Genomic DNA, 25,884 nt, shown 5'->3' with positions numbered 1-25,884 from the left:
ACTCTTGAGCACGTGCAGGAACTCCACGATGCCCCGCTCGCCCCGCTGACCACCTTCCGGCTCGGCGGTCCCGCGACCCGTCTGATCACCGCGACGACCGACGCCGAGGTGATCGCCGCCGTCAGGGAGGCCGATGCCTCAGGGACTCCGCTGCTGCTCATCGGCGGTGGTTCGAACCTCGTCATCGGCGACAAGGGCTTCGACGGCACCGCCCTGCGGATCGCCACCCGCGGCTTCGAGCTCGACGGTACGAGGCTGGAGCTCGCGGCGGGCGAGACCTGGACGGACGCCGTGGCGCGGACCGTCGAGGCCGGTCTCGCGGGCGTCGAGTGCCTCGCTGGGATCCCCGGCTCCGCGGGTGCGACGCCGATCCAGAACGTGGGGGCGTACGGCCAGGAGGTCTCGTCGACGATCACCGAGGTGATCGCGTACGACCGGAAGACGCACGAGACGGTCACGATGTCGAACGCCGAGTGCGACTTCTCGTACCGCCACAGTCGCTTCAAGGCGGATCCCGACCGGTTCGTGGTGCTGCGGGTCCGCTTCGAGCTCGAGGACGCGCAGGGCATGAGCGCCCCGATCAAGTACCCGGAGACGGCGCGCACGCTCGGCGTCGAAGCCGGTGAACGCGTCCCCGCCGCGGTGGCCCGCGAGACCGTACTGAAGCTCCGCGCGGGCAAGGGCATGGTGCTCGACCCCGAGGACCACGACAGCTGGTCGGCCGGGTCCTTCTTCACCAACCCGATCCTCACCGAGGCGGAGTTCACCGCCTTCCACGCGCGCGTGGAGGACCGCCTCGGCCCGGACGTCGCCCCGCCGGCCTTTCCGACCGGCGACGGCCGGGTGAAGACCTCCGCCGCCTGGCTCATCGACAAGGCGGGCTTCACCAAGGGCTACGGAGAGGGCCGGGCCCGCATCTCCACCAAGCACACGCTCGCGCTCACCAACCGCGGCGGCGCCACCACCGAGGACCTCCTGGAGCTGGCCCGCGAGGTCGTCGCCGGAGTGCGGGACGCCTTCGGGGTGACGCTGGTCAACGAGCCGGTGACGGTGGGCGTCAGCCTGTAGCTCTGAAGCGGGCCCGCGGGCCGCTCAGCAGGCCACTCCCACCGCCTGCTTCACGGTCGCGCGAGCTTGCCCTCCATGACCGTCAGATCCGCGTACACGTCCTTGAGGACCGTGCGGATCACCGGGCTCAGCAGGCGGTCCAGAAGCGGCGAGTCCGCCGGTTCCGGGCCCACCGGGGCCCGCGTCCCGGCCCGCGACGGCGGGGCGCAGTGCCGCCGGATCCCGTACGTCCGCCTGGCACACGTCGAGTCCTTCGCCGGTCACCGTGAGGCGGGCCGGATCGCGCACCACCGCCGTGACCTCGTGCCCTGCCGTGAGGAGAACCTCACCGAGATCGCCCGCTCGGCCAGCGGCTTCTACGCGCAGAGCTTCCCGATCGCGGCCTCATGGGCGCCTGCGCACAGCGTGCCTTCGCCTACGACGCCACAGCAGGCAAGCAACCCCCGCAGTCCGTCGAGGAGTTCGCGGCAGCCCTCGCCCGCACCCTCCTGAAGGGCATCAGCTGACCAGCCACTCGTCCACACCGGCCAGCAGCTTGTCCTGGACGTCCACGGGCGCGGCCGAACCGCGGATCGACTGCCGTGCCAGCTCGGCCAGTTCGGCGTCGGTGAAGGCGTGGTGCTTGCGCGCGATGTCGTACTGGGCGGCGAGCCGGGACCCGAAGAGCAGCGGGTCGTCGGCGCCGAGAGCTATCGGCACCCCGGCCTCGAACAGGGTGCGCAGGGGGACGTCGGCGGGCTTCTCGTAGACGCCGAGGGCCACGTTGGACGCCGGACACACCTCGCACGTCACGCCCCGGTCCGCGAGCCGCTTCAGGAGCCGCGGGTCCTCGGCGGCCCGCACCCCGTGCCCGATGCGCGTCGCCTCCAGGTCGTCCAGGCAGTCCCGCACCGAAGCGGGCCCGGTGAGCTCGCCGCCGTGCGGCGCCGCGAGGAGACCGCCGTCGCGCGCGATGGCGAAGGCCCGGTCGAAGTCCCGGGCCATGCCGCGCCGCTCGTCGTTGGAGAGTCCGAAGCCGACGATGCCCCGGTCCGCGTACCGCACCGCGAGCCGCGCCAGCGTGCGGGCATCCAGCGGGTGCTTCATGCGGTTCGCCGCGACCAGGACGCGCATACCGAGGCCGGTCTCGCGCGAGGCGCTCTCGACGGCGTCCAGGATGACTTCGAGGGCCGGGATGAGGCCGCCGAGGCGCGGCGCGTACGAGGTGGGGTCGACCTGGATCTCCAGCCACCCCGACCCGTCCCGCAGATCCTCCTCCGCGGCCTCGCGCACCAGGCGCTGGATGTCCTCGGGCTCGCGCAGACAGGAGCGCGCGGCGTCGTAGAGCCGCTGGAAGCGGAACCATCCGCGCTCGTCCGTGGCGCGCAGCTTCGGCGGTTCGGCGCCGGTCAGCGCGTCCGGGAGCCGCACCCCGTACTTGTCGGCGAGTTCGAGCAGGGTCGAGGGCCGCATCGACCCGGTGAAGTGCAGGTGCAGGTGGGCCTTCGGCAGCTCTCTTACGTTTCGTGCGTGCTCCATTCCAGGAGCTTGCCGTACGCACCTGGTGCCCGGGTAGCCGCTTTCCCCCTTCGTGGAATCCTCCGAACGAAGAAACGGGCCGTCTCCCCGGGATGGGGAGACGGCCCGCACGCACGCGTGGAGCGCTGTTCTCTGCCGACAGGCTCAGGCGCGGGCCTCGGAGAGCAGCTTCTGGACGCGCGAGATGCCCTCGACGAGGTCCTCGTCGCCGAGCGCGTAGGAAAGGCGCAGGTAACCCGGCGTCCCGAAGGCCTCACCCGGAACCACGGCGACCTCGGCCTCCTCCAGGATCAGCGCGGCCAGCTCGACGGAGTCCTGCGGGCGCTTGCCGCGGATCTCCTTACCGATGAGGCCCTGTACCGAGGGGTACACGTAGAAGGCGCCCTCGGGCTCGGGGCAGACGACGCCCTCGATGTCGTTGAGCATCCGCACGATCGTCTTGCGGCGCCGGTCGAAGGCCTCACGCATCTGCTCGACGGCGACCAGGTCGCCGGAGACGGCCGCGAGTGCGGCGGCCTGCGCGACGTTGGAGACGTTGGACGTGGCGTGCGACTGCAGGTTCGTCGCGGCCTTCACGACATCCTTCGGGCCGATGATCCAGCCCACCCGCCAGCCGGTCATCGCGTACGTCTTGGCGACGCCGTTGACCACGATGCACTTGTCGCGCAGCTCGGGCAGGATCGCGGGGAGCGAGGTGAACTTCGCGTCTCCGTAGACGAGGTGTTCGTAGATCTCGTCGGTCATGACCCACAGGCCGTTGTCGACGGCCCAGCGGCCGATCGCCTCGGCGTCGGCCTCGCTGTAGACGGCACCCGTCGGGTTCGACGGCGACACGAAGAGCACGACCTTCGTGCGCTCGGTGCGCGCGGCCTCGAGCTGCTCGACGGAGACGCGATAACCGGTGGTCTCGTCGGCGACGACCTCGACCGGGACGCCGCCGGCGAGACGGATCGACTCGGGGTACGTCGTCCAGTAGGGGGCCGGGACGATGACCTCGTCGCCCGGGTCGAGGATCGCGGCGAACGATTCGTAGATGGCCTGCTTGCCGCCGTTGGTCACCAGGATCTGCGACGCGTCGACCTCGTACCCGGAGTCGCGCAGGGTCTTCGCGGCGATCGCGGCCTTGAGCTCGGGGAGGCCCCCGGCGGGCGTGTAGCGGTGGAACTTCGGGTTCTTGCAGGCCTCGATGGCCGCTTCGACGATGTAGTCCGGAGTCGGGAAGTCGGGCTCGCCCGCGCCGAAGCCGATCACCGGACGCCCCGCGGCCTTGAGGGCCTTGGCCTTGGCGTCGACGGCGAGGGTCGCGGACTCGGAGATCGCGCCGATGCGCGCGGACACCCGGCGCTCGGTCGGAGAAGTTGCAGCGCTCATGGCCCCATCGTTCCAGACCCCGAACAGCCCCGGTGCGCGGGTTTCCAAGACCATCGGATCCCCTTCTGCAAGACCATCGGATCCCCTTCTGTTCGACGGGGCGCCGCAGAGCACGTACACTCACTGCTCGTTGGCCCTCACCGGCCGCACCCTCTCAACGCACTCCGTGCACATGGGCGGATGCGGTAGGTTGGGGGAAATCAAAGGGTCGTAGCTCAATTGGTAGAGCACTGGTCTCCAAAACCAGCGGTTGGGGGTTCAAGTCCCTCCGGCCCTGCTACACACTCCTTCGCCAGGATGTGTGCGCATGTACGTACTGCATTGCACCGCCGTGCGGCTCAACCGGGCGCGGCACGGCCACGACCCGGAATCAGGTGAGGACGAGTGACGGACGCCGTGGGCTCCATCGACAAGCCTGATGCTGAGGCGCCGGAGTCCAAGAAGGCCCGTAAGGGCGGCAAGCGCGGCAAAAAGGGCCCCTTCGGCCGTCTCGCGCTCTTCTACCGCCAGATCGTCGCGGAACTCCGCAAGGTCGTCTGGCCGACTCGCAATCAGCTCACGACCTACACCACCGTGGTGATCGTCTTCGTCATCATCATGATCGGTCTCGTGACCGTGATTGACTATGGCTTCAGCCACGCTGTCAAGTACATCTTCGGCTGAGCCGAGAGCGAAGGGCGCCGTACCCGGCGCCCCTATTCGCGTGTTCCACCCCATGTATCCAGGAAGAAGCAGCCACCGTGTCTGACCCGAACCTGAACGACGCCATCGAGTCGGTCGAGTCCGTTGAGGACGAGCTCGACATCGTCGAGGCGGCGGACGCCGAGGCGCCGGATCAGGCCGAGGCTGCCGACGCTGTCGCGGGCGAGCCCGCCGAAGAGGCCGCCATCCACCTGGAGGGCGACGCCGAGGCTGTCGCCGAGTCCGAGGAGGACGAGGCCGCCGTCGCCGAGGTCGCCGACGAGGAGACCCCCGAAGACGTCGAGAGCGCCGCGGCCGCCGAGGCGGCCGAGGACGAGCCCGTCGAGGAGGCCGAGCCGGTCGACCCGATCGTCGCCCTGCGCGAAGAGCTCCGCACCCTCCCCGGCGAGTGGTACGTCATCCACACGTACGCCGGTTACGAGAACCGCGTGAAGACCAACCTCGAGCAGCGCGCCGTCTCGCTCAACGTCGAGGACTTCATCTTCCAGGCCGAGGTGCCGCAGGAAGAGGTCGCCCAGATCAAGAACGGCGAGCGCAAGACGATCCGTCAGAACAAGCTCCCCGGCTACGTGCTGGTGCGCATGGACCTGACGAACGAGTCCTGGGGCGTCGTCCGCAACACCCCCGGCGTCACCGGCTTCGTGGGCAACGCCTACGACCCGTACCCGCTGACCCTGGACGAGATCGTCAAGATGCTCGCCCCGGAGGCCGAGGAGAAGGCCGCCCGCGAGGCCGCCGAGGCCGAGGGCAAGCCGGCTCCGGCCCGCAAGGTCGAGGTCCAGGTCCTCGACTTCGAGGTGGGCGACTCGGTCACCGTCACCGACGGCCCGTTCGCGACGCTGCAGGCGACGATCAACGAGATCAACGCCGACTCGAAGAAGGTCAAGGGCCTCGTCGAGATCTTCGGCCGCGAGACCCCGGTCGAGCTCAGCTTCGACCAGATCCAGAAGAACTAGCCCTCGCGGGCTCCTCTGGACCACACGCCTCCGAACAGGTCAGACAGGCTGCCAAAGCCGGTCTGACCTGCTCGGTTTTTAGCCGCGCGACTATACCCGTTATCGTGGTGCGGTATGCCTCCATCCGGATGACTGGATGGCGGCTGGAAACTCTCACTAGGACCCGGAGAGAGCAATGCCTCCCAAGAAGAAGAAGGTCACGGGGCTCATCAAGCTCCAGATCCAGGCCGGCGCAGCCAACCCGGCCCCGCCGGTCGGCCCCGCGCTGGGCCAGCACGGCGTCAACATCATGGAGTTCTGCAAGGCCTACAACGCCGCGACCGAGTCGCAGCGTGGCTGGGTGATCCCGGTGGAGATCACGGTCTACGAAGACCGCTCCTTCACCTTCATCACCAAGACGCCGCCGGCCGCCAAGATGATCCTGAAGGCCGCTGGTGTCGAGAAGGGCTCTGGCGAGCCCCACAAGACCAAGGTCGCCAAGGTCACCGAGGCGCAGATCCGCGAGATCGCGACGACCAAGATGGAAGACCTCAACGCCAACGACCTGGACGCCGCGTCGAAGATCATCGCCGGCACCGCCCGTTCCATGGGCATCACGGTCGAGGGCTGAGACTCCTCACCCCGTCTGACCTTTCTCAGTGGTAGGGCCAAGCGCTGGTCCGTACCACGACTCCATACCTGAACCACCAGGAGCAGAAGTGAAGCGCAGCAAGACTCTCCGCGCTGCGGACGCCAAGATCGACCGGGAGAAGCTGTACGCCCCGCTCGAGGCCGTCCGTCTCGCCAAGGAGACCTCCTCGACCAAGTTCGACGGCACCGTCGAGGTCGCCATGCGTCTGGGTGTCGACCCGCGCAAGGCCGACCAGATGGTCCGTGGCACCGTGAACCTCCCGCACGGCACCGGCAAGACCGCCCGGGTCCTGGTCTTCGCGACCGGTGACCGTGCTGCGGCCGCGGAAGCCGCTGGGGCCGACATCGTCGGCGCCGACGAGCTCATCGACGAGGTCGCGAAGGGCCGCCTGGACTTCGACGCCGTCGTCGCCACCCCGGACCTCATGGGCAAGGTCGGCCGCCTCGGCCGCGTGCTCGGTCCGCGTGGTCTGATGCCGAACCCGAAGACCGGCACCGTGACCCCCGACGTCGTGAAGGCTGTCAACGACATCAAGGGCGGCAAGATCGAGTTCCGCGTCGACAAGCACTCGAACCTGCACTTCATCATCGGCAAGGTGTCCTTCGACGACACCAAGCTGGTGGAGAACTACGCCGCGGCCCTGGACGAGATCCTCCGTCTGAAGCCGTCGGCCGCCAAGGGTCGCTACATCAAGAAGGCCGCCATCACCACCACGATGGGCCCCGGCATTCCGCTGGACTCGAACCGCACCCGCAACCTCCTCACCGAGGAGGACCCGGCCGCCGTCTGAATCTGACGGCAGCCGCGTCGCGTACGCGTTCTGTGGACGGGCCCCGCAACCTTTCGAGGTGCGGGGCCCGTCCTGTTTGTGTACGGACCTGTCGGACAGGTGTGTCATAGGCCTGCGCTAGCGTGCAGGCTCCACGAAGGCCAAGGGGTGGGGACAGATGAACAGCAGGACGATGCGCCGTGCCGGACTCTCGATCGCGGTGGCCGCCGCACTGACGGGCCTCGCGGCCTGTGGCTCGGGCGACTCGGGAGGCTCCTCCGACAAGGCCGACGGGGGAGACGGCAAGAAGGGCGGCATCAACCTCAGCCCGATAGCCGCCCTGCGCACCGTCGAGAAGTCGACCGACAAGGCGGACACGGCCCGGATCGACGGTTCGACGACCATGGGCTCGGTGACGGCCATGGACATGAAGGGCGTCATGGGCTGGTCGGACGGCATCACCGGCAACGTCACGGTGACGTTCACCGGCGGTTCGCAGGCCCAGCAGATGCGCCAGCTCGGCCAGACGAAGCTCGACTACCGCTACCTGAAGAACGGCTTCTACGCGAACATGGGCGACAAGTTCGCGGAGCAGGCGGGCGGGGGCAAGCACTGGCTGGAATACGACTACGACACGCTGGCCGAGCTGAGCGGCGCCGCAGGCGAGGCCTTCCAGGACCAGATGCAGAACACCACGCCGAACCAGTCGGTGAAGATGCTGCTGGCCTCCGGCGACGTGAAGCGCGTCGGCGAGGAGAACGTCCGCGGCACCACGGCGACCCACTACTCGGGCAAGGTCGATGTCGCGGACTTCACCGCCAAGAGCGCGGACCTGGACAAGGACCAGATGTCCGAGCTGAAGAAGCAGTTCGACCAGGTCGGCATGGACACCGAGACGATCGACATCTGGGTCGACGGCGACGACCTGCTGGTCAAGAAGATCGAGAAGGCCGACACGAAGAACGGCCCCTTCTCGCAGACCGCCTACTACAGCGACTACGGCACCCCGCTCTCCGTCGAGAAGCCCCCGGCCTCGGACACCATGAGCTTCAAGGACCTGCTGAACAAGCAGTCGGCGATGTAGGGCACGGCCGCCGCGAGGCCCCACCGAAGGACCCCACCGAAGGACCCCGCCGGCGGAGAACTCGGGGGAAGACGCGACGTACCTTCGGGTAATCTCAGCCCACCGCAGTAGATGGATCAAATGTTCCTAGGGGTGGGGTCATGAGTATTTCCGTGCGTACGGGACGCAAGAGAGCCGCGGCCGCCGTGCTGGCGGCCGCGCTGCTCGCCGGTGGGGCGGTGGGCTGCGGGTCGGAGAAGTCCGACGAGGCGGGGGAGGACATCTCGCCCGCGGCCGCCGTGAAGAAGGCCGCTGACAAGACCGAGGACCTCACCTCGTTCACCTTCCGCATGAAGGGCACCGTCCCTGAGGACGGCCGGGTCCGGGCCGACGCGGCGATGAGCACCAAGCCGCTCGCCATGAGCATGAAGATGACCGCGCCCGACCAGGGCCCGGAGAAGGTCGAGATGCGGTTCGTCGGCGGCGCGGTCTACCTCGGCGGCGGCAAGGAGGCCGCCAAGGAGATGGACGGCAAGAGCTGGATCAAGTTCGACGCCAAGACCATGGGCAAGGGGGGTGGCAAGTCCGCCGGCGGCTCGGTCTCCTCGCAGGCCGAGAACAACCCGGCCGACCAGTCCACCCTGCTGACCGGCTCCAAGGACCTCAAGAAGGTCGGCAGCGAGACCGTCGGCGGCGTCGAGACCACCCGTTACACGGGCACGGTCACGCTGGACCGGATGCGCGAGCTCGGCAAGAACGAGGACGCGGCCGCCAAGAAGCGCCACGCGAAGAGCATCAAGCAGTACGAGGACATGGGCATCGAGAAGCTCACGATGGACCTGTGGGTCGACGGCGAGGACCACACCAAGCAGTTCCGCGCCCGTGGCAAGGGCGACAAGGGCCCGCTCGACATGACGATCACCTTCCTCGACTACAACAAGCCGGTGCACGTCGAGGCCCCGCCGAAGAACCTGGTCATGGACATCGCCAAGGAGATGAAGGGCCTCCAGAGCTGACGCGAGGCCGGATTTGCCCGACGCGGCCCCGTTCACGTACTCTTCCGTAGAAGCCAAAGACCGCTGGTCGTTGCTGTGTTCTCACCAGAGGACGCAGTGGCCGAAGGATCCGCTGAAACGGCGGACGACCCGCGCAGGTGACCGTGGATGTGCTCCTGAACCGGATTCGGTTCGGTAGAGCTCACGCCCCGTGCGCCTGCGCCGGGGCGTTTCGTTTTGTCGGCCCCTTCTGAGCGGTCCTCATCACCCGGAAGGAGGCCGACGCTCTATGCCGACGCCCGACAAGGCTGCCGCGGTAGCCGAGCTCACGGACAAGTTCCGCAGCTCGAACGCCGCCGTGCTGACCGAGTACCGGGGTCTCACCGTGGCCCAGCTCAAGCAGCTGCGCCGTTCGCTCGGTGAGAACTCCGAGTACGCCGTGGTGAAGAACACGCTGACCAAGATCGCGGCCAACGAGGCCGGGATCAACACGCTCGACGACCTGTTCACGGGTCCGACGGCGGTTGCCTTCGTCACCGGTGACCCGGTGGAGTCGGCGAAGGGTCTTCGTGACTTCGCCAAGGACAACCCCGACCTCGTCATCAAGGGCGGTGTCCTTGATGGCAAGGCGCTGTCCGCCGATGAGTTCAAGAAGCTCGCGGACCTCGAGTCCCGCGAGGTTCTGCTCAGCAAGCTGGCCGGTGCCATGAAGGGCAAGCAGACGCAGACTGCGCAGCTCTTCCAGGCTCTGCCGTCGAAGTTCGTCCGCACCGCGGAAGCGCTTCGCGCCAAGCAGGCCGAGCAGGGCGGTGCCGAGTAATTCGGCTCGCGAATTGATCGCCGCCCGCTAGGGCGACGGTCGCAGCGGGCCCAACGTACGCCCGCCTTCATATACACCCGGCACCAGCCGAATTAGTGGAAGGATCGCCCATCATGGCGAAGCTCAGCACGGAAGACCTGCTCGCCCAGTTCGAGGAGCTCACCCTCCTTGAGCTCTCCGAGTTCGTGAAGGCCTTCGAGGAGAAGTTCGACGTCACCGCCGCCGCGGCCGTCGCCGCCGCCCCGGCCGGCCCGGCCGCCGCCGCCGAGGTTGCCGAGGAGCAGGACGAGTTCGACGTCATCCTCACCGGCGCCGGCGAGAAGAAGATCCAGGTCATCAAGGTCGTGCGTGAGCTGACCTCGCTGGGTCTCAAGGAGGCCAAGGACCTCGTCGACGGCACCCCGAAGCCGGTCCTCGAGAAGGTCGCCAAGGACGCCGCGGAGAAGGCCGCCGAGGCCCTCAAGGGCGCCGGCGCCTCCGTCGAGGTCAAGTGACCTCACGAGTCGTCTGACTCTCTTCACCGCACGTATGGCGGAAACGCTGTAACGCGCGGGACGCCAAGGGCGATCACCCATGTGGGTGGTCGCCTTTTGGCGTTCCTGGGCCACCCGTGAAGGCTGCCTTGCGATGTCGGTCGCGGCGAGTATGGTGATCTTCGTTGTGCCTCGGAACGGCCCGTGACGGTGACGTTCTCAGGGCCAAGTCGGGGCAGGGGGGCCTTGACGAACCGCACGCAGCGCGCAATTCTCAGGACGCGTCGTCACAACGATCCGGATCCGAGGCATGGATCGGTGGCGAAGAGGGCAGTATCGATGTGGCGTTGAGGACGTGGCTTGCAGCAGGGGTTGAGAACAACGAGGGTCTCCCAGAACCCGCACTGGACATCAGTGGGCCGTTTGGCTACACTGACCCTTTGCGCTGCCTGTTAGCTGCCTCCTGCCCGTCACCAGGGGCATGCCCATGCTTGAGCACTGTGGATCGAATCTTCCCTGACCTGGCCAAACAGCCAAGTCAGGAGGGTCTGTCTCTGTGTCCGACTTGGGACCGGTACGCGCGTAGTGAGTCCGAGCCCTCGGAAGGACCCCCTCTTGGCCGCCTCGCGCACTGCCTCGACCGCGAATACGAACAACGGCGCCAGCACCGCCCCGCTGCGCATCTCCTTTGCAAAGATCAAGGAGCCCCTCGAGGTTCCGAACCTTCTTGCGCTGCAGACCGAGAGCTTTGACTGGCTGCTCGGCAATGACGCGTGGAAGGCTCGTGTCGAGGCGGCTCTGGACAGCGGACAGGACGTCCCCACCAAGTCCGGTCTGGAGGAGATCTTCGAGGAGATCTCCCCGATCGAGGACTTCTCCGGGTCGATGTCCCTGACGTTCCGCGACCACCGTTTCGAGCCTCCGAAGAACTCGATCGACGAGTGCAAGGAGCGCGACTTCACGTTCGCCGCCCCGCTCTTCGTCACCGCCGAGTTCACCAACAACGAGACCGGTGAGATCAAGTCTCAGACGGTCTTCATGGGCGACTTCCCGCTCATGACGAACAAGGGCACCTTCGTCATCAACGGCACCGAGCGTGTCGTGGTGTCGCAGCTGGTCCGTTCACCGGGTGTCTACTTCGATTCCTCGATCGACAAGACGTCCGACAAGGACATTTTCTCCGCCAAGATCATCCCTTCCCGGGGTGCCTGGCTGGAGATGGAGATCGACAAGCGCGACATGGTCGGTGTCCGCATCGACCGCAAGCGCAAGCAGTCGGTCACCGTTCTGCTCAAGGCTCTCGGTTGGACGACCGAGCAGATCCTCGAGGAGTTCGGCGAGTACGAGTCCATGCGCGCCACCCTGGAGAAGGACCACACCCAGGGCCAGGACGACGCACTGCTCGACATCTACCGCAAGCTCCGTCCGGGCGAGCCGCCGACCCGTGAGGCCGCTCAGACCCTGCTTGAGAACCTCTACTTCAACCCCAAGCGCTACGACCTCGCGAAGGTCGGCCGCTACAAGGTCAACAAGAAGCTGGGTGCGGACGCTCCGCTCGACGCGGGCATCCTCACGGTCGAGGACATCATCGCCTCGATCAAGTACCTGGTGAAGCTGCACGCCGGTGAGGTCGAGACCGTTGGTGACAGCGGCACGTCGATCGTCGTCGAGACCGACGACATCGACCACTTCGGCAACCGTCGTCTGCGCAACGTCGGCGAGCTCATCCAGAACCAGGTCCGCACGGGTCTGGCTCGTATGGAGCGCGTCGTCCGCGAGCGCATGACGACCCAGGACGTCGAGGCGATCACGCCGCAGACCCTGATCAACATTCGCCCGGTCGTGGCGTCGATCAAGGAATTCTTCGGCACCTCGCAGCTGTCGCAGTTCATGGACCAGAACAACCCGCTGTCGGGTCTCACCCACAAGCGCCGTCTGTCGGCGCTTGGCCCGGGTGGTCTCTCCCGTGAGCGGGCCGGCTTCGAGGTCCGTGACGTGCACCCGTCCCACTACGGCCGCATGTGCCCGATTGAGACGCCCGAAGGCCCCAACATCGGTCTGATCGGTTCGCTCGCCTCGTACGGCCGCGTCAACGCGTTCGGCTTCGTCGAGACGCCGTACCGCAAGGTCGTCGAGGGCCAGGTCACCGACGACGTCGACTACCTGACGGCCGACGAGGAGGACCGCTTCGTCATCGCGCAGGCCAACGCGCCGCTGACGGACGACCTCCACTTCGCCGAGGCCCGCGTCCTGATCCGCCGTCGTGGCGGAGAGATCGACTACGTGCCCGGCACGGACGTCGACTACATGGACGTCTCGCCGCGCCAGATGGTGTCGGTCGCGACCGCGATGATCCCCTTCCTCGAGCACGACGACGCCAACCGTGCCCTCATGGGCGCGAACATGATGCGTCAGGCCGTGCCGCTGATCACCGCCGAGGCTCCCCTCGTCGGCACCGGCATGGAGTACCGCTGTGCGGTCGACGCCGGTGACGTGATCAAGGCCGAGAAGGCCGGTGTGGTCCAGGAGGTCTCCGCGGACTACGTCACGGTCACGAACGACGACGGCACGTACACCACGTACCGCATCGCCAAGTTCTCCCGGTCGAACCAGGGCACCTCGGTCAACCAGAAGGTTGTCGTCGACGAGGGCGCCCGCGTGATCGAGGGCCAGGTCCTGGCCGACGGTCCCGCGACCGAAGAGGGCGAGATGGCCCTCGGCAAGAACCTGCTCGTGGCGTTCATGCCCTGGGAAGGTCACAACTACGAGGACGCGATCATCCTGTCGCAGCGCCTCGTACAGGACGACGTCCTCTCCTCGATCCACATCGAGGAGCACGAGGTCGACGCCCGTGACACCAAGCTGGGCCCGGAGGAGATCACCCGGGACATCCCGAACGTCTCCGAAGAGGTCCTCGCCGACCTCGACGAGCGCGGCATCATCCGTATCGGTGCCGAGGTCGTCGCCGGCGACATCCTCGTCGGCAAGGTCACGCCCAAGGGTGAGACCGAGCTGACGCCGGAGGAGCGCCTGCTCCGCGCGATCTTCGGTGAGAAGGCGCGCGAGGTGCGCGACACCTCGCTGAAGGTGCCGCACGGTGAGATCGGCAAGGTCATCGGCGTACGCGTCTTCGACCGTGAAGAGGGCGACGAGCTGCCGCCGGGCGTGAACCAGCTGGTTCGTGTCTACGTGGCGCAGAAGCGCAAGATCACGGACGGTGACAAGCTCGCCGGTCGTCACGGCAACAAGGGCGTCATCTCCAAGATCCTTCCGATCGAGGACATGCCCTTCCTTGAGGACGGCACGCCGGTCGACATCATCCTCAACCCGCTGGGTGTCCCGTCCCGAATGAACCCGGGACAGGTTCTGGAGATCCACCTCGGCTGGCTCGCCAGCCGCGGCTGGGACGTCTCCGGCCTCGCGGACGAGTGGGCGCAGCGCCTGCAGGTCATCGGTGCCGACCAGGTCGACCCCGGCACGAACGTCGCGACCCCCGTCTTCGACGGTGCGCGCGAGGACGAGCTGGCCGGTCTGCTCGAGCACACGATCCCGAACCGCGACGGCGAGCGCATGGTGCTCCCGACCGGTAAGGCGCCGCTGTTCGACGGCCGCTCGGGTGAGCCCTTCCCGGAGCCGATCTCGGTCGGCTACATGTACATCCTGAAGCTGCACCACCTGGTCGACGACAAGCTGCACGCTCGCTCGACCGGCCCGTACTCGATGATCACCCAGCAGCCGCTGGGTGGTAAGGCTCAGTTCGGTGGTCAGCGCTTCGGCGAGATGGAGGTGTGGGCGCTTGAGGCTTATGGCGCCGCGTACGCCCTCCAGGAGCTCCTTACGATCAAGTCCGACGACGTGACCGGCCGCGTGAAGGTCTACGAGGCCATCGTCAAGGGCGAGAACATCCCCGAGCCCGGCATCCCTGAGTCCTTCAAGGTGCTCATCAAGGAAATGCAGTCGCTCTGCCTCAACGTGGAGGTGCTGTCCTCGGACGGCATGTCCATCGAGATGCGTGACACCGACGAGGACGTCTTCCGCGCGGCGGAGGAGCTCGGTATCGACCTGTCCCGGCGCGAGCCGAGCAGCGTCGAAGAGGTCTGACGGGTTGGCCGGCCGGACCTCGTGTCCGGCCGGCTCTCCCCGGACCCGTTCAGACCATGATTGAGACTCGACCCCGAAAGAGGGATTGACGACAAAGTGCTCGACGTCAACTTCTTCGACGAGCTGCGGATCGGCCTTGCCACCGCGGACGACATCCGACAGTGGTCCCACGGCGAGGTCAAGAAGCCGGAGACCATCAACTACCGCACGCTCAAGCCGGAAAAGGACGGGCTCTTCTGCGAGAAGATCTTCGGTCCGACCCGGGACTGGGAGTGCTACTGCGGCAAGTACAAGCGTGTCCGCTTCAAGGGCATCATCTGTGAGCGCTGTGGCGTAGAGGTCACTCGCGCCAAGGTGCGTCGTGAGCGGATGGGCCACATTGAGCTGGCCGCGCCCGTCACGCACATCTGGTACTTCAAGGGCGTTCCTTCGCGCCTCGGCTACCTCCTCGACCTCGCCCCGAAGGACCTCGAAAAGGTCATCTACTTCGCGGCGTACATGATCACGTTCGTGGACGAGGAGCGCCGTACGCGTGACCTGCCCTCCCTGGAGGCGCACGTCTCCGTGGAGCGTCAGCAGGTCGAGAACCGTCGCGACTCCGACCTGGAGGCCCGCGCCAAGAAGCTCGAGACCGACCTGGCCGAGCTCGAGGCCGAAGGTGCCAAGGCCGACGTGCGCCGCAAGGTGCGCGAAGGTGCCGAGCGCGAGATGAAGCAGCTGCGCGACCGTGCGCAGCGCGAGATCGACCGTCTCGACGAGGTGTGGAACCGCTTCAAGAACCTCAAGGTCCAGGACCTCGAGGGCGACGAGCTGCTCTACCGCGAGCTGCGTGACCGCTTCGGCACGTACTTCGACGGCTCGATGGGTGCCGCTGCCCTGCAGAAGCGCCTGGAGTCGTTCGACCTCGACGAGGAGGCCGAGCGCCTCCGCGAGATCATCCGTACCGGCAAGGGCCAGAAGAAGACCCGTGCGCTCAAGCGCCTGAAGGTCGTCTCGGCGTTCCTTCAGACGTCGAACAGCCCCAAGGGCATGGTTCTCGACTGCGTGCCGGTCATCCCGCCGGACCTGCGTCCGATGGTGCAGCTGGACGGTGGCCGCTTCGCGACCTCCGACCTGAACGACCTGTACCGCCGTGTGATCAACCGCAACAACCGCCTGAAGCGGCTTCTCGACCTCGGTGCTCCCGAGATCATCGTGAACAACGAGAAGCGCATGCTCCAGGAGGCCGTGGACGCCCTCTTCGACAACGGTCGTCGTGGTCGCCCGGTCACCGGTCCCGGTAACCGCCCGCTGAAGTCCCTGAGCGACATGCTCAAGGGCAAGCAGGGTCGTTTCCGTCAGAACCTTCTCGGTAAGCGTGTGGACTACTCCGCGCGTTCCGTGATCGTCGTCGGTCCGCAGCTGAAGCTGCACCAGTGTGGTCTGCCGAAGGCCATGGCCCTGGAGCTCTTCAAGCCGTTCGTGATGAAGCGCCTGGTCGACCTGAACCACGCGCAGAACATCAAGAGCGCCAAGCGGATGGTCGAGCGCGGCCGCACGGTCGTCTACGACGTCCTCGAAGAGGTCATCGCGGAGCACCCGGTTCTCCTGAACCGTGCGCCCACGCTGCACCGCCTCGGCATCCAGGCCTTCGAGCCGCAGCTGGTCGAGGGCAAGGCCATCCAGATCCACCCGCTCGTCTGCACCGCGTTCAACGCGGACTTCGACGGTGACCAGATGGCCGTGCACCTGCCGCTCTCCGCGGAGGCGCAGGCCGAGGCCCGCATCCTGATGCTGTCCTCGAACAACATCCTCAAGCCCGCCGACGGCCGTCCGGTCACGATGCCGACCCAGGACATGGTCCTCGGTCTGTTCTTCCTGACCACCGACGGTGAGCTCCGTGACACCAAGGGCGAGGGCCGCGCGTTCGGCTCCACGGCCGAGGCGATCATGGCGTTCGACGCCGGTGAGCTCGCGCTGCAGTCGACCGTCGACATCCGCTTCCCGGTGGGCACCATCCCGCCGCGCGGCTGGACGCCGCCGGTCTCCGAGGCCGGGGACGAGGGTCTCGAGGAGCGGCCGTACCAGCAGGGCGACAGCTTCCGGCTGCGTACGTCCCTGGGCCGCGCGCTCTTCAACGAGCTGCTGCCCGAGGACTACCCCTTCGTCGACTACTCGGTCGGCAAGAAGCAGCTCTCCGAGATCGTCAACGACCTCGCCGAGCGCTACCCCAAGGTCATCGTGGCGGCGACGCTCGACAACCTGAAGGCGGCGGGCTTCTACTGGGCGACCCGTTCCGGCGTCACCGTGGCCATCTCCGACGTCGTGGTCCCCGAGGCCAAGAAGGAGATCGTCCAGGGTTACGAGGCCCAGGACGAGAAGGTCCAGAAGCAGTACGAGCGCGGTCTGATCACCAAGGACGAGCGCACGCAGGAGCTCATCGCGATCTGGACCAAGGCGACCAACGAGGTTGCCGAGGCGATGAACGCGAACTTCCCGAAGACGAACCCCATCTTCATGATGGTTGACTCGGGTGCCCGAGGAAACATGATGCAGATGCGTCAGATCGCCGGTATGCGTGGTCTGGTGTCGAACGCGAAGAACGAGACCATCCCGCGTCCGATCAAGGCCTCGTTCCGTGAGGGCCTGACCGTTCTCGAGTACTTCATCTCCACCCACGGTGCCCGTAAGGGTCTGGCGGACACGGCTCTCCGTACCGCCGACTCCGGTTACCTCACCCGTCGTCTGGTCGACGTCTCGCAGGACGTCATCATTCGCGAGGAGGACTGTGGCACCGAGCGCGGTCTGAAGCTCAAGATCGCGGTCAAGGGCGAGGACGGTGTGCTCCGCAAGACGGAGAACGTCGAGACCTCGGTGTACGCCCGCATGCTGGCCGAGGACGTCGTCATCGACGGCAAGGTCATCGCGCCGGCCAACGTCGACCTCGGTGACGTCCTCATCGACGCCCTGGTCGCCAACGGCGTCGAGGAGGTCAAGACCCGCTCGGTCCTGACCTGTGAGTCCGCGGTCGGCACCTGTGCCTTCTGCTACGGCCGTTCGCTCGCCACCGGCAAGCTGGTCGACATCGGTGAGGCGGTCGGCATCATCGCCGCCCAGTCCATCGGTGAGCCCGGCACGCAGCTGACGATGCGTACCTTCCACACCGGTGGTGTGGCCGGTGACGACATCACCCAGGGTCTGCCCCGTGTCGTCGAGCTCTTCGAGGCTCGTACGCCCAAGGGTGTCGCCCCGATCTCGGAGGCGGCAGGCCGCATCCGTATCGAGGAGACCGAGAAGACCAAGAAGATCGTCGTCACGCCGGACGACGGCAGCGACGAGACTCCCTTCCCGATCTCGAAGCGCGCCAAGGTCCTCGTGCGTGAGGGTGACCACGTCGAGGTGGGCCAGAAGCTCACCTTCGGTGCCACCAACCCGCACGACGTGCTGCGGATCCTCGGTCAGCGCGCGGTCCAGGTCCACCTGGTCGGCGAAGTCCAGAAGGTCTACAACAGCCAGGGCGTGTCGATCCACGACAAGCACATCGAGATCATCATCCGGCAGATGCTGCGCCGCGTGACGATCATCGAGTCCGGCGACGCGGAGCTGCTGCCGGGCGAGCTCGTCGAGCGCTCGAAGTTCGAGACCGAGAACCGTCGTGTGGTCACGGAAGGCGGCCACCCGGCCTCCGGCCGTCCGCAGCTGATGGGTATCACCAAGGCCTCGCTGGCGACGGAATCCTGGCTGTCGGCCGCCTCCTTCCAGGAGACGACCCGAGTCCTGACGGATGCGGCGATCAACGCCAAGTCCGACAGCCTCATCGGCCTCAAGGAGAACGTCATCATCGGTAAGCTCATCCCGGCCGGTACGGGTCTCTCCCGCTACCGCAACATCCGGGTCGAGCCGACCGAAGAGGCCAAGGCCGCGATGTACTCGGCCGTCGGCTACGACGACATCGACTACTCCCCGTTCGGCACGGGCTCCGGCCAGGCCGTTCCGCTGGAGGACTACGACTACGGTCCTTACAACCAGTAAGACCTGCGTCTGTTGAAGGGCGGCCATTCCGTTTCGTACGGGGTGGCCGCCCTTTGGCGTATCCGGGTGCGACGCGGTGCGGACCGGGTCAGCCCCTCGGCTGCAGGTAGGGCTGCAGGTGGTGCAGGCGCGTGTGGTGGTCGGGGTGTGAGGCGAGGAGCCGGGCCAGCGATTCCCGCTGGGGCCGCGCGTTGCTGCCAATCGGGAGCGCCGCGTGTTCGGCGCGCTCCATCTGGTCCAGGACCTCGACCAGCATCGGCGCGAAACCGAGGGCGGCCGCCTGCTGGTCGGCGCGGAGTTCCGCGCGGCGGCCCATCGCGGCGATGGCGTACGGCATGGCGAGGAGTAGCAGCGGAAGGCCGTACAGCGTCTGCACGGTGACCAGGACCAGGCTGCCGAAGACCATGATCAGGATTCCCGCGCCGACGCAGGACACACAGCCGGAGAAGCGGCGGACGCCGGCGGCGACGCCGCGCACCACGCGCCAGGCGAGGCGGCCGGGCAGCGCGTACCAGTAGCCGAGCAGCGACGACCAGGAGTGGCCGCCGATGTGGTGGCCGAGCTCGTGCGCGAGGACAGCGGCGAGCTGGCCCGAGGGCAGGCCCGCCACGGCGAACCGAGTGACGCCGACGATGTGGCCCGCCGCGGCCACCGCGTTCAGGTCGTCGCTGTCCTCGATCCACAGCTGGTACGTACGGGCTTGTACGCCCGCGCGTGCGGTGACCTCGTACCAGACGGGCTCGAGGCGGGCGCGCTCCTCCTGGGTGGGATAGCGCAGGCGCAGCAGATGGCGGGCGATGATGCCCTCGGCGGCGCGGTTGAAGATGAGCAGGCCGCTCAGCAGCCAGACCAGGACGAGGACCAGTCCGACGCCGCCGAAGAAGAGCGCGAGCATGCCGACGATCACGAGGCTGCAGAGGAAGTTCGGCACGTGCAGGAGCAGTCCGCCGATGGCGGTGACGTCGGCACCCCGCTGATGCTCGGCGAGGTGGACGCGGCGCTGGCCGAGGGTGAGTTCGTGGGGGTGGGGCAGGGGCGGCTGCTGGGGCTGGGGCTGGGGCTGGGGCTGCGGGCTCTGCGGATACGAGGGTGGCTGCGTCCCTGGGTAGTACGGCTCAGCGGAGGGCGCTGAGGGCTGTTGCTCGCCGGGGTATCGGGGTTCCTGGGGGTACGAGGGGGCGGTGGCTTCGCCTGTCGGGTACGAGGGGGCGGCCTGGGCGCCCGGGTACGGGGGCTCCTGCGGCGGGTGCGTCATGAGGGTCCTTGGTCGGGTGGGGACGGGTCAGCCGATGAGCAGAGAAGCCGGGATCAGGGCGGTGCCGGCGCAGAAGGCGATCAGGCCGGTGCGGATCCACTGGTGCTTGCGGACGGCGATCCTGCTGGTCTCGTCGAGGGCCGTGAGCAGTGCGAGGGACGGGTCACGCGCGGTCTCGGCCAGCGCGTCGGCGAGGCCGCCCGTACGGGCGGCGAGCCGGATGTCGCCGAAGTACGTGAGGGGCCTGCCCGGAGTCCACGGCGTACCGCGGTAGCGCGGCAGGACGGCCATCAGCAGGGAGAACAGCGCGAGGATCAGGCTGATCGTGCCGAGCCACCACACGACCTGTCCGGGCGGGCCGAGCCTGCCCGGGGTCCACTCGCTGCTCGCGAGCCGCCCGCTGAAGACCCCGCCGGTCAGGCCGAGCGCGGCCACCAGGACGGAGGCCTTGCTGTCGGCCCTGCCGATCTCGGCGCGGAGGTCGACGAGCAGACGCTCCCCGACCGCCGAGCAGGTGTGCGTGAGCGACGGATCAGTGGCTGTCACCGAGGCCGGTCCTCGGGTGGCGCGGGCGGCGCGGGCGGCGCGGGCGCCGGGTCCGGGGCGACGCCGGGCAGCCGCTGGTTGAGGATGTCGTTGGCGACCTGCATGGCCAGGCGCCGGGGCTGCTCCTTCTGGTAGTCCTCGAGTTCGTCGCTGTTGAGCAGCTGTTTGGCCAGGTCGGTCTGGACCTGGACCATCTGGCGCTGGTCATTGAGTACGTGGTCGGCGACGAGCTGGGTGTCCTCGGGGTGCTGGGACAGGTGCAGGGACAGGGCCGCGACGCCGCCCCGCTGCAGGTGGTACTGGTAGAACTCGATCTTCTGGGTCTGGATCTCCCGTGCCTGCTGGGTCCGCAACAGCTCCACCTCGTGGTCGTGGTGCTGCGCCCGCATCCGCAGCGCGTGCTCCGGGTCGAGGAGCTCACCGGCGTACCGGATGTTCCGCAGCTGTCTGCGGTGTGCGATCGCCGCCTCGTCGAGCCGTAGCCGTACCGCGCAGCCGACGCGCAGTCCGATGGCGGAGGCGAAGCCGCCGGGCACGGAGTCGACGGCGCGCTGCACGCTGGACTCGGCCGCAGGGCTCTCTTCTATGGAGTGGCCCCGGGTGAGCGGCCGCGCGAGATGTTCCAGCTCTCCGTGCAGCCTGTGGGGGACGTTGCGCTCGCCGCTCGTCACATACCGCGTGGGATCGGCGACCTGCCAGCTCAGGTCTACGCTCGCGGAGAAGGTGAAGGCATCGTCGTCGCTGGGCAGCTCCAAGTCCAGATGGACGGTGTGCAGCCCCATGTCGACCTCGTACACGGCCGTGTAGCGCTGGGACGCGACATCTCCGCGGGTGGGCCGGTGCGGGGCGATGAAGGCGTCGTACGTTCCCTTGGCCGTGGTGAAGACCAGGGCGTGGTCGATCCCGGTGGCGGTGCGGCGGGTGAACTCGAAGCGTGAGACCGGCCGAACGGTGAGGACTGGGTCGATCAACTGTGTATGCCGGTCGGCCTGTTGCTGCCACTCGGGCGGGCGGCGGAAGTCCGCCATGTGTTCAACTCCTCGGTGAGCGGGCTGTCAGTACGGTCATCAGGCGCCCGGCGACTTCGGGCGGCGGCCCGCCGCGGCGGCCCGGCACGGTGCGCAGCAGATGGCTGAGCCGGGCGAGGTCCTCGCCGTCGGTGATGAGCTCGGGCAGCAAAGTGGCGAGGGCGAACTCGGTCTCGGCACGCCGTTCGGCCTCGTACACCCAGGAGCGCAGCGCGCCGAGGGCGGCCCGCGTACGGGCACGGTCGTTGAGCGCGAGGCGCCAGAGCGTGGCCAAATCGCGGATGCCGTCCGGGCTGTGCGCGCCCTCTTCGGTGAACCAGGCGAGCACTCCGTCCTCGTCGGTGTGCGCGCAGGCCGTGACGAAGGCGGAGAGTACGAAGGAGCGGACGGCGGGTGATTCCTGGCGGCCGAGGGCGGCCAGCGAGCCGAGCATCTCGGTGCGGTCTCCGGCGGCGAGGAGCAGCGCCGCGGACTGGGCGAGCTGGTCCTGTTCGTACTCGCTGCTCGCGTCGGTGCGAGCCCGGCCCGCGAGCGCGTCGAGGGCGGCGGGCGCCTGGTCGGGGCTGAGCGGCGCGAGCAGGGCGTAGCCGCGGATCGCGGTCCAGCGGCGGGCGTAGTGCCGATCGGTGCACCACCGGGTGAGGATCCGCGGGACGGCGCCGACGCCGAGGAGATGCGCCAGGGTCAGCGCGTTCGCGGCGATGAGTCGGGGCGCGAAGGCGCGCGTGGTGGCCCAGCCGTCGATGAGCTGCGCCATGGCCGAGGGCAGGTCGGCGGCGGCGAGCATCGCGGTGCAGGCGGCTGCCCGGGTCCGTACGACGGGGCGGCGGTCGGCGGCGAGCTGCTTGATCCAGCGGACCAGGGCGGGGCGCGCGGACGGGTGCCCGGTCCACACCTCCTCGAGCAGGACGCGGGCGGTGCGCGAGTCCTCGTACTCGGCCATCAGCTGCGGGACGGGGCCCCACTCAGTGGCCTCGTTCTCCTCGTAGCCGCGGGCCCGGGCAAGCCGCAGGCGCTCGGCGGGGGAGGGACCGAAGACCGGGATCCGCGCGGGCTCCTCGGGGGTTTCGGTCAGCTGGAGCTCCGCGAAGAGCCGGTCGCCGAGCTCGGCGGCGAGCGCGTAAGGCGCCTGGTCGAAGACAGCGAGGGAGATCAGGAACGCCTTGGCGCGCAGGTCGGTCGCCGCGTCGTCGAACCACTGCCGCACCTGCTGCTCGACGGTGGCCCTGCTGAACCCCGCGAGCTCGTTCAGGGACGCGGCGCCGCGGTGGAAGTCGGCGAGCCGTGCGGCGAAGTCGGCCAGCTCCTGCGGCCGGTGGTCGTGGGCTAGGAAGTCGCGCGCCACGTCGAGCCCGGCGGCCTCGTCGGAGCCGGTCCCGCCGAGCAGGTGGCCGAGGTGGTTGTGGAGGATGTCCGCGGCCCGTGGAGGCTCCCACCGCGCGGTGCCGACACCGTGCAGGGCGGCGGACCGCTCGGCGGTCACGACGAGGTAGCCGTCGTGTTCGCGCAGGCGCTCCCGCACGGCGAGTACGTGGTGCTCGCGCAGCGGACGCCCCCGGCTGAGGGCGAGCTCGCACAGCACGTGCCCGTGCGCCCCGGTGATCTGGTCCGGCAGGGCGGCGGGGGACACGTCGGGGTCCAGAGCCCGCACGGCCCGGACACCGATCCGGTGCAGCAGCATCAGGGCGGCGGCCCTGCGCCCGGTGGAGTGCGCTCCGGTGAGGATCACCACCCGCTCGCGGGTCAGGCGTTCGAGGGCGGGACCGAAGGAGTCGCTCTCCGCGAAGACCGCCGCGAGCTTGTCGAGTTCGGCCCGCGGGATCTCGCCGGACGCGTGCCGGGGCCCGGCGGGACCGTGGTGGTGGTGCTCGGTCCTGCCGCCCAGGTAGACGTCGCCCGCGACCTGGCCGCCGGACACGCCGTGCTGGTCGCCGCCGACCAGGGAGCCGCCGAAGGCGGCCGAGGCGCCGAGGATGAACTCGGGGGTGTGCTCGATGAGTTCGCGTCGCGCGGCATGGGCTTCCTGCGGTTCGTCGGGCTCCTCCTGCTGCCCGGCGGCGTCCTGGGGCGGCGGCTCGCTGCCGTCGGGGGCGGGGGCGGGGGCGGGGGCTGCGGGGCGCTCCTGATCCGCTCGCTGTTCGGCGTACGCGCTCACGCGTCCTCACCGTGCCGGGCGTCCGTGCCGCCCAGCCGGACGTCGCCGTGCACCGTCCCGCCGGACACCCCGTGCTGGTCGCCGCCGACCAGGGAGCCGCCGAAGCTGGGCGATCCGCCGTTGAAGGTGAAGGCGGGGCCGGTGTTCCGCGGCGCGGGGGCCTGCTGCCCTGTCCCGCGCTCACAGTGGTCGTCGGTCCCGGCGGGCACAGGGCCGTGCAGCCACGCCCGCAGCGGTCCGTTCTTGCTGGCCACCGTCACGGGGTGGAACTGGTCGGCCGGAACGCCGGGCCTGTCGTGCCGCACGATCCCCGCGTGCACGTCCTCCGAGATACAGAGGGCGAAGTCGTTCGTACGCTCCCGCAGTGCTGCCCGCAGTACGTCGCCGTCCAGCAGTCGGCAGGCGTGGTTGAGATCGGAGCCGACCCAGCCGTCGAGCTCGTCGACGGCGACGTACCCGGTGGCGAGTACGGCGCGCAGCCGGATCTGTGCGGAGCTCGACGCCATCCGGTTCACCGCCCGCAGCTGGGCGGGCACCTCGCCGAGCAGGGCGCGCAGCAGGGCGTGCACCGAGGCGTTGGCGTCGATCAGCTCCATTACGGAGTCGCCGCGGTCGGCGCGGAGCCGCAGGGTTTCGTCGATGTCCGCGCTTTCCAGGGCGCGGTCGGTGATGTCGTACAACATGCGCCGCAGATACGCCTGTTCGACGTCGTCCCGGTCGCTGTACTTCTCGATGTCGAGCAGCAGGATGGTGCGGCTCACGGGGTCGGTCATGTTCGCCCTTCGCTCGGGGAGTTGCGTCGACCTGCAGCGTGCCGACGGCCGGCTCCCCGTGGTGAGGGCGGATGACGCACTCGAAGTGTGACCGTGTGCACAGAGTCGCTCTGGGGGAGGGAAAGGTCACCCCCGGTCACCGAAGACGGTCATCGGGGCCTGCCCTTCGGGGCCTGCTCAGCGGGGCCCGCTCATCGAGGTCCGGGCCGCTCGGTGCGCGCGATGCGCCGCAGTACGTCCGGCCGCATGATCACGAGGGCGCGCCGTCCGGTGGTCACGGCGCCGCGGTCCCGCAACTCCTTGAGCAGCCGCTGCACCATCTCCCTGGACGCCCCGACGGACCCGGCGAGCTCCTGCTTGCTCAGCGGTACGGCGAGCTCGATGCCCTCATCCGTACGGCGCCCGTGCGTACGGGCGAGATCGAGCAGCAGGGCGGCGAACCGCTCCTTGACGCTCATGGACGCGAACTCCAGGCGACGCCGGTCGGCGGCCCTGGTGCGGTCGGAGGTCAGCCCGAGCAGGGCGAACGAGGCGGCGGGGGAGCGACCGAGGAATTCCGTGAAGCGCTCGTGCTCGACGGCTGCCGCGCGAACGGGCTCCAGCGCGGTCACCGTCGCCGAGCGCGGCCGCCCGGTCAGTGCGGCGGATTCGCCGATGATGTCGCCGGGACCGCGCAGGGCGAGCAGCGCCTCGTAGCCGTTGGCGGCCGCCGCGGTCACCTTGGTCCAGCCGTGCAGGACGAGCAGGACGTGCGAGGACGGTTCGTTCTGGTGCAGGAGCTGGATGCGCTGCCCGAAGCTCAGCTCGTGGCCGAGCGCGAGAAGAGCGGAGCGCTCGGCACTCTCCAGGCGGGCGAGGAACGGGACGCGGTCGTCCAGGCCGTCGTCCCCGGGTAAGTGCACTGCCGTCATGGGGCCCCCGATCGTCCAGCGGAACGATCAAGTTACTCAAAGTGAGCGTCCTCTGTGCACTGAACGGGCAGGATCGGCCGCCGAAGGGTGTTCTGGGTTGGGCGAGAAGTCCGGCGTGTCGCGGTGGACTGCATTTGTTTTGACCAGACTCGATGAGGTAGGTACGCTCAGACCTTGTGCCTGGGGTGTGCCTGGGCTCGCGCGCGTGTCCTCAACCGCTGCGGGAGTCCAACTACGGCCACCGTGATCTGCGCCCACTTTCCGCCTTGCGGCGGGAGTCTGCAGTATTCGACACACCCGACCGCGTGGGTCGGAGATGTTCCAGGTTAGCTTTACCTATTCGGCACACAGAAACCGGAGAAGTAGTGCCTACGATCCAGCAGCTGGTCCGTAAGGGCCGGCAGGACAAGGTCGAGAAGAACAAGACGCCCGCACTCGAGGGTTCGCCCCAGCGCCGTGGCGTCTGCACGCGTGTGTTCACGACCACCCCGAAGAAGCCGAACTCGGCCCTCCGTAAGGTCGCGCGTGTGCGTCTGACCTCCGGGATCGAGGTTACGGCCTACATTCCGGGTGAGGGACACAACCTGCAGGAGCACTCCATCGTGCTCGTGCGTGGCGGCCGTGTGAAGGACCTGCCTGGTGTTCGTTACAAGATCATCCGCGGCTCCCTTGACACCCAGGGTGTCAAGAACCGCAAGCAGGCCCGCAGCCGCTACGGCGCCAAGAAGGAGAAGTAAG

At 68.3% G+C, this 25,884-nt stretch carries 20 protein-coding genes, 1 tRNA gene and 2 pseudogenes; 14 read left to right on the top strand and 9 right to left on the bottom strand.

The features are described 5' to 3' along the window. Positions 1-12: 12 nt before the first annotated feature. Positions 13-1,068 carry a UDP-N-acetylmuramate dehydrogenase gene (locus ABZ953_RS04935; RefSeq protein ID WP_361716747.1) on the top strand — a complete coding sequence of 352 codons (1,056 nt, stop codon included), beginning with the start codon at positions 13-15 and terminating at the stop codon, positions 1,066-1,068. A gap of 59 nt (positions 1,069-1,127) precedes the next feature. Here ABZ953_RS04935 and ABZ953_RS04930 read toward each other — a convergent pair. Beyond that, positions 1,128-1,434, bottom strand: a pseudogene (locus tag ABZ953_RS04930) (NAD(P)H-binding protein); the annotation flags it as partial. A 17-nt stretch (positions 1,435-1,451) separates the two neighbouring features. On the opposite strand from ABZ953_RS04930, the pseudogene ABZ953_RS04925 reads away from it, so the two are divergent. Next, positions 1,452-1,574: pseudogene (locus ABZ953_RS04925) on the top strand (TetR/AcrR family transcriptional regulator); the annotation flags it as partial. Here ABZ953_RS04925 and ABZ953_RS04920 read toward each other — a convergent pair. Together ABZ953_RS04920 and ABZ953_RS04915 are read right to left on the bottom strand one after the other, a co-directional pair. Continuing rightward, entirely contained in the window at positions 1,567-2,586 is a 1,020-nt protein-coding gene (locus ABZ953_RS04920) for an adenosine deaminase (RefSeq protein ID WP_361716744.1), read from the bottom strand. The pseudogene ABZ953_RS04925 and the gene ABZ953_RS04920 overlap by 8 nt on opposite strands. A gap of 144 nt (positions 2,587-2,730) precedes the next feature. Continuing rightward, positions 2,731-3,957 carry a pyridoxal phosphate-dependent aminotransferase gene (locus ABZ953_RS04915; RefSeq protein WP_361716741.1) on the bottom strand — a complete coding sequence of 409 codons (1,227 nt, stop codon included), beginning with the start codon at positions 3,955-3,957 and terminating at the stop codon, positions 2,731-2,733. 204 nt (positions 3,958-4,161) lie between these two features. Here ABZ953_RS04915 and ABZ953_RS04910 point away from each other — a divergent pair. From ABZ953_RS04910 to ABZ953_RS04860, 11 genes are all read left to right on the top strand, one after another. Next, a tRNA-Trp gene (locus tag ABZ953_RS04910) sits at positions 4,162-4,234 on the top strand. 107 nt (positions 4,235-4,341) lie between these two features. Then, complete coding sequence (secE, locus tag ABZ953_RS04905; protein WP_361716738.1) at positions 4,342-4,620, top strand: preprotein translocase subunit SecE; 279 nt, start codon at positions 4,342-4,344, stop codon at positions 4,618-4,620. 77 nt (positions 4,621-4,697) lie between these two features. Continuing rightward, on the top strand, positions 4,698-5,615 hold the full coding sequence (nusG, locus tag ABZ953_RS04900) for a transcription termination/antitermination protein NusG (RefSeq protein ID WP_361716735.1): 918 nt from the start codon (positions 4,698-4,700) through the stop codon (positions 5,613-5,615). 175 nt (positions 5,616-5,790) lie between these two features. Further along, positions 5,791-6,225, top strand: a complete 435-nt coding sequence (rplK, locus tag ABZ953_RS04895; RefSeq protein WP_055547825.1) for a 50S ribosomal protein L11 — start codon at positions 5,791-5,793, stop codon at positions 6,223-6,225. A gap of 88 nt (positions 6,226-6,313) precedes the next feature. After that, positions 6,314-7,036 (top strand): 50S ribosomal protein L1, encoded by a 723-nt coding sequence (gene rplA / locus ABZ953_RS04890; RefSeq protein WP_361716732.1) that lies wholly within the window; start codon positions 6,314-6,316, stop codon positions 7,034-7,036. A gap of 157 nt (positions 7,037-7,193) precedes the next feature. Next, complete coding sequence (locus ABZ953_RS04885) at positions 7,194-8,099, top strand: hypothetical protein (protein WP_361716729.1); 906 nt, start codon at positions 7,194-7,196, stop codon at positions 8,097-8,099. Between the two features lie 140 nt (positions 8,100-8,239). Then, entirely contained in the window at positions 8,240-9,094 is an 855-nt protein-coding gene (locus ABZ953_RS04880) for a DUF1396 domain-containing protein (RefSeq protein WP_361716727.1), read from the top strand. A gap of 268 nt (positions 9,095-9,362) precedes the next feature. After that, positions 9,363-9,893, top strand: a complete 531-nt coding sequence (gene rplJ, locus ABZ953_RS04875; RefSeq protein WP_361716724.1) for a 50S ribosomal protein L10 — start codon at positions 9,363-9,365, stop codon at positions 9,891-9,893. 113 nt (positions 9,894-10,006) lie between these two features. After that, on the top strand, positions 10,007-10,387 hold the full coding sequence (gene rplL, locus ABZ953_RS04870) for a 50S ribosomal protein L7/L12 (RefSeq protein WP_361716721.1): 381 nt from the start codon (positions 10,007-10,009) through the stop codon (positions 10,385-10,387). 594 nt (positions 10,388-10,981) lie between these two features. Continuing rightward, entirely contained in the window at positions 10,982-14,467 is a 3,486-nt protein-coding gene (gene rpoB, locus ABZ953_RS04865) for a DNA-directed RNA polymerase subunit beta (RefSeq protein WP_361716718.1), read from the top strand. A gap of 96 nt (positions 14,468-14,563) precedes the next feature. Then, entirely contained in the window at positions 14,564-18,478 is a 3,915-nt protein-coding gene (locus ABZ953_RS04860) for a DNA-directed RNA polymerase subunit beta' (protein ID WP_361716715.1), read from the top strand. 88 nt (positions 18,479-18,566) lie between these two features. On the opposite strand, the gene ABZ953_RS04855 is transcribed toward ABZ953_RS04860, so the two are convergent. From ABZ953_RS04855 to ABZ953_RS04830, 6 genes are all read right to left on the bottom strand, one after another. Further along, positions 18,567-19,733, bottom strand: a complete 1,167-nt coding sequence (locus ABZ953_RS04855) for a M48 family metalloprotease (RefSeq protein ID WP_361716712.1) — start codon at positions 19,731-19,733, stop codon at positions 18,567-18,569. Between the two features lie 27 nt (positions 19,734-19,760). After that, complete coding sequence (locus ABZ953_RS04850) at positions 19,761-20,279, bottom strand: Pycsar system effector family protein (RefSeq protein ID WP_361716709.1); 519 nt, start codon at positions 20,277-20,279, stop codon at positions 19,761-19,763. Continuing rightward, positions 20,276-21,307 carry a PE-PGRS family protein gene (locus ABZ953_RS04845; protein WP_361716706.1) on the bottom strand — a complete coding sequence of 344 codons (1,032 nt, stop codon included), beginning with the start codon at positions 21,305-21,307 and terminating at the stop codon, positions 20,276-20,278. Before ABZ953_RS04845 ends, ABZ953_RS04850 begins: the two co-directional genes overlap by 4 nt. A gap of 4 nt (positions 21,308-21,311) precedes the next feature. Next, positions 21,312-23,462 carry a hypothetical protein gene (locus ABZ953_RS04840; protein WP_361716703.1) on the bottom strand — a complete coding sequence of 717 codons (2,151 nt, stop codon included), beginning with the start codon at positions 23,460-23,462 and terminating at the stop codon, positions 21,312-21,314. After that, complete coding sequence (locus ABZ953_RS04835) at positions 23,459-24,235, bottom strand: hypothetical protein (RefSeq protein WP_361716700.1); 777 nt, start codon at positions 24,233-24,235, stop codon at positions 23,459-23,461. The genes ABZ953_RS04840 and ABZ953_RS04835 overlap by 4 nt, the downstream gene beginning before the upstream one ends. Before the next feature lie 191 nt (positions 24,236-24,426). Then, positions 24,427-25,146 carry a Crp/Fnr family transcriptional regulator gene (locus tag ABZ953_RS04830; protein ID WP_361716697.1) on the bottom strand — a complete coding sequence of 240 codons (720 nt, stop codon included), beginning with the start codon at positions 25,144-25,146 and terminating at the stop codon, positions 24,427-24,429. Between the two features lie 365 nt (positions 25,147-25,511). Here ABZ953_RS04830 and rpsL point away from each other — a divergent pair, with 365 nt between their 5' ends. Beyond that, positions 25,512-25,883: a 30S ribosomal protein S12 gene (gene rpsL, locus ABZ953_RS04825; protein ID WP_003948652.1), complete on the top strand. Its 372-nt coding sequence runs from the start codon at positions 25,512-25,514 to the stop codon at positions 25,881-25,883. Position 25,884 lies beyond the last annotated feature (1 nt).

Source organism: Streptomyces sp. NPDC046465, from assembly GCF_040646035.1.
Classification (GTDB): domain Bacteria; phylum Actinomycetota; class Actinomycetes; order Streptomycetales; family Streptomycetaceae; genus Streptomyces.
This window is presented reverse-complemented; position numbering and strand designations above follow the sequence as displayed.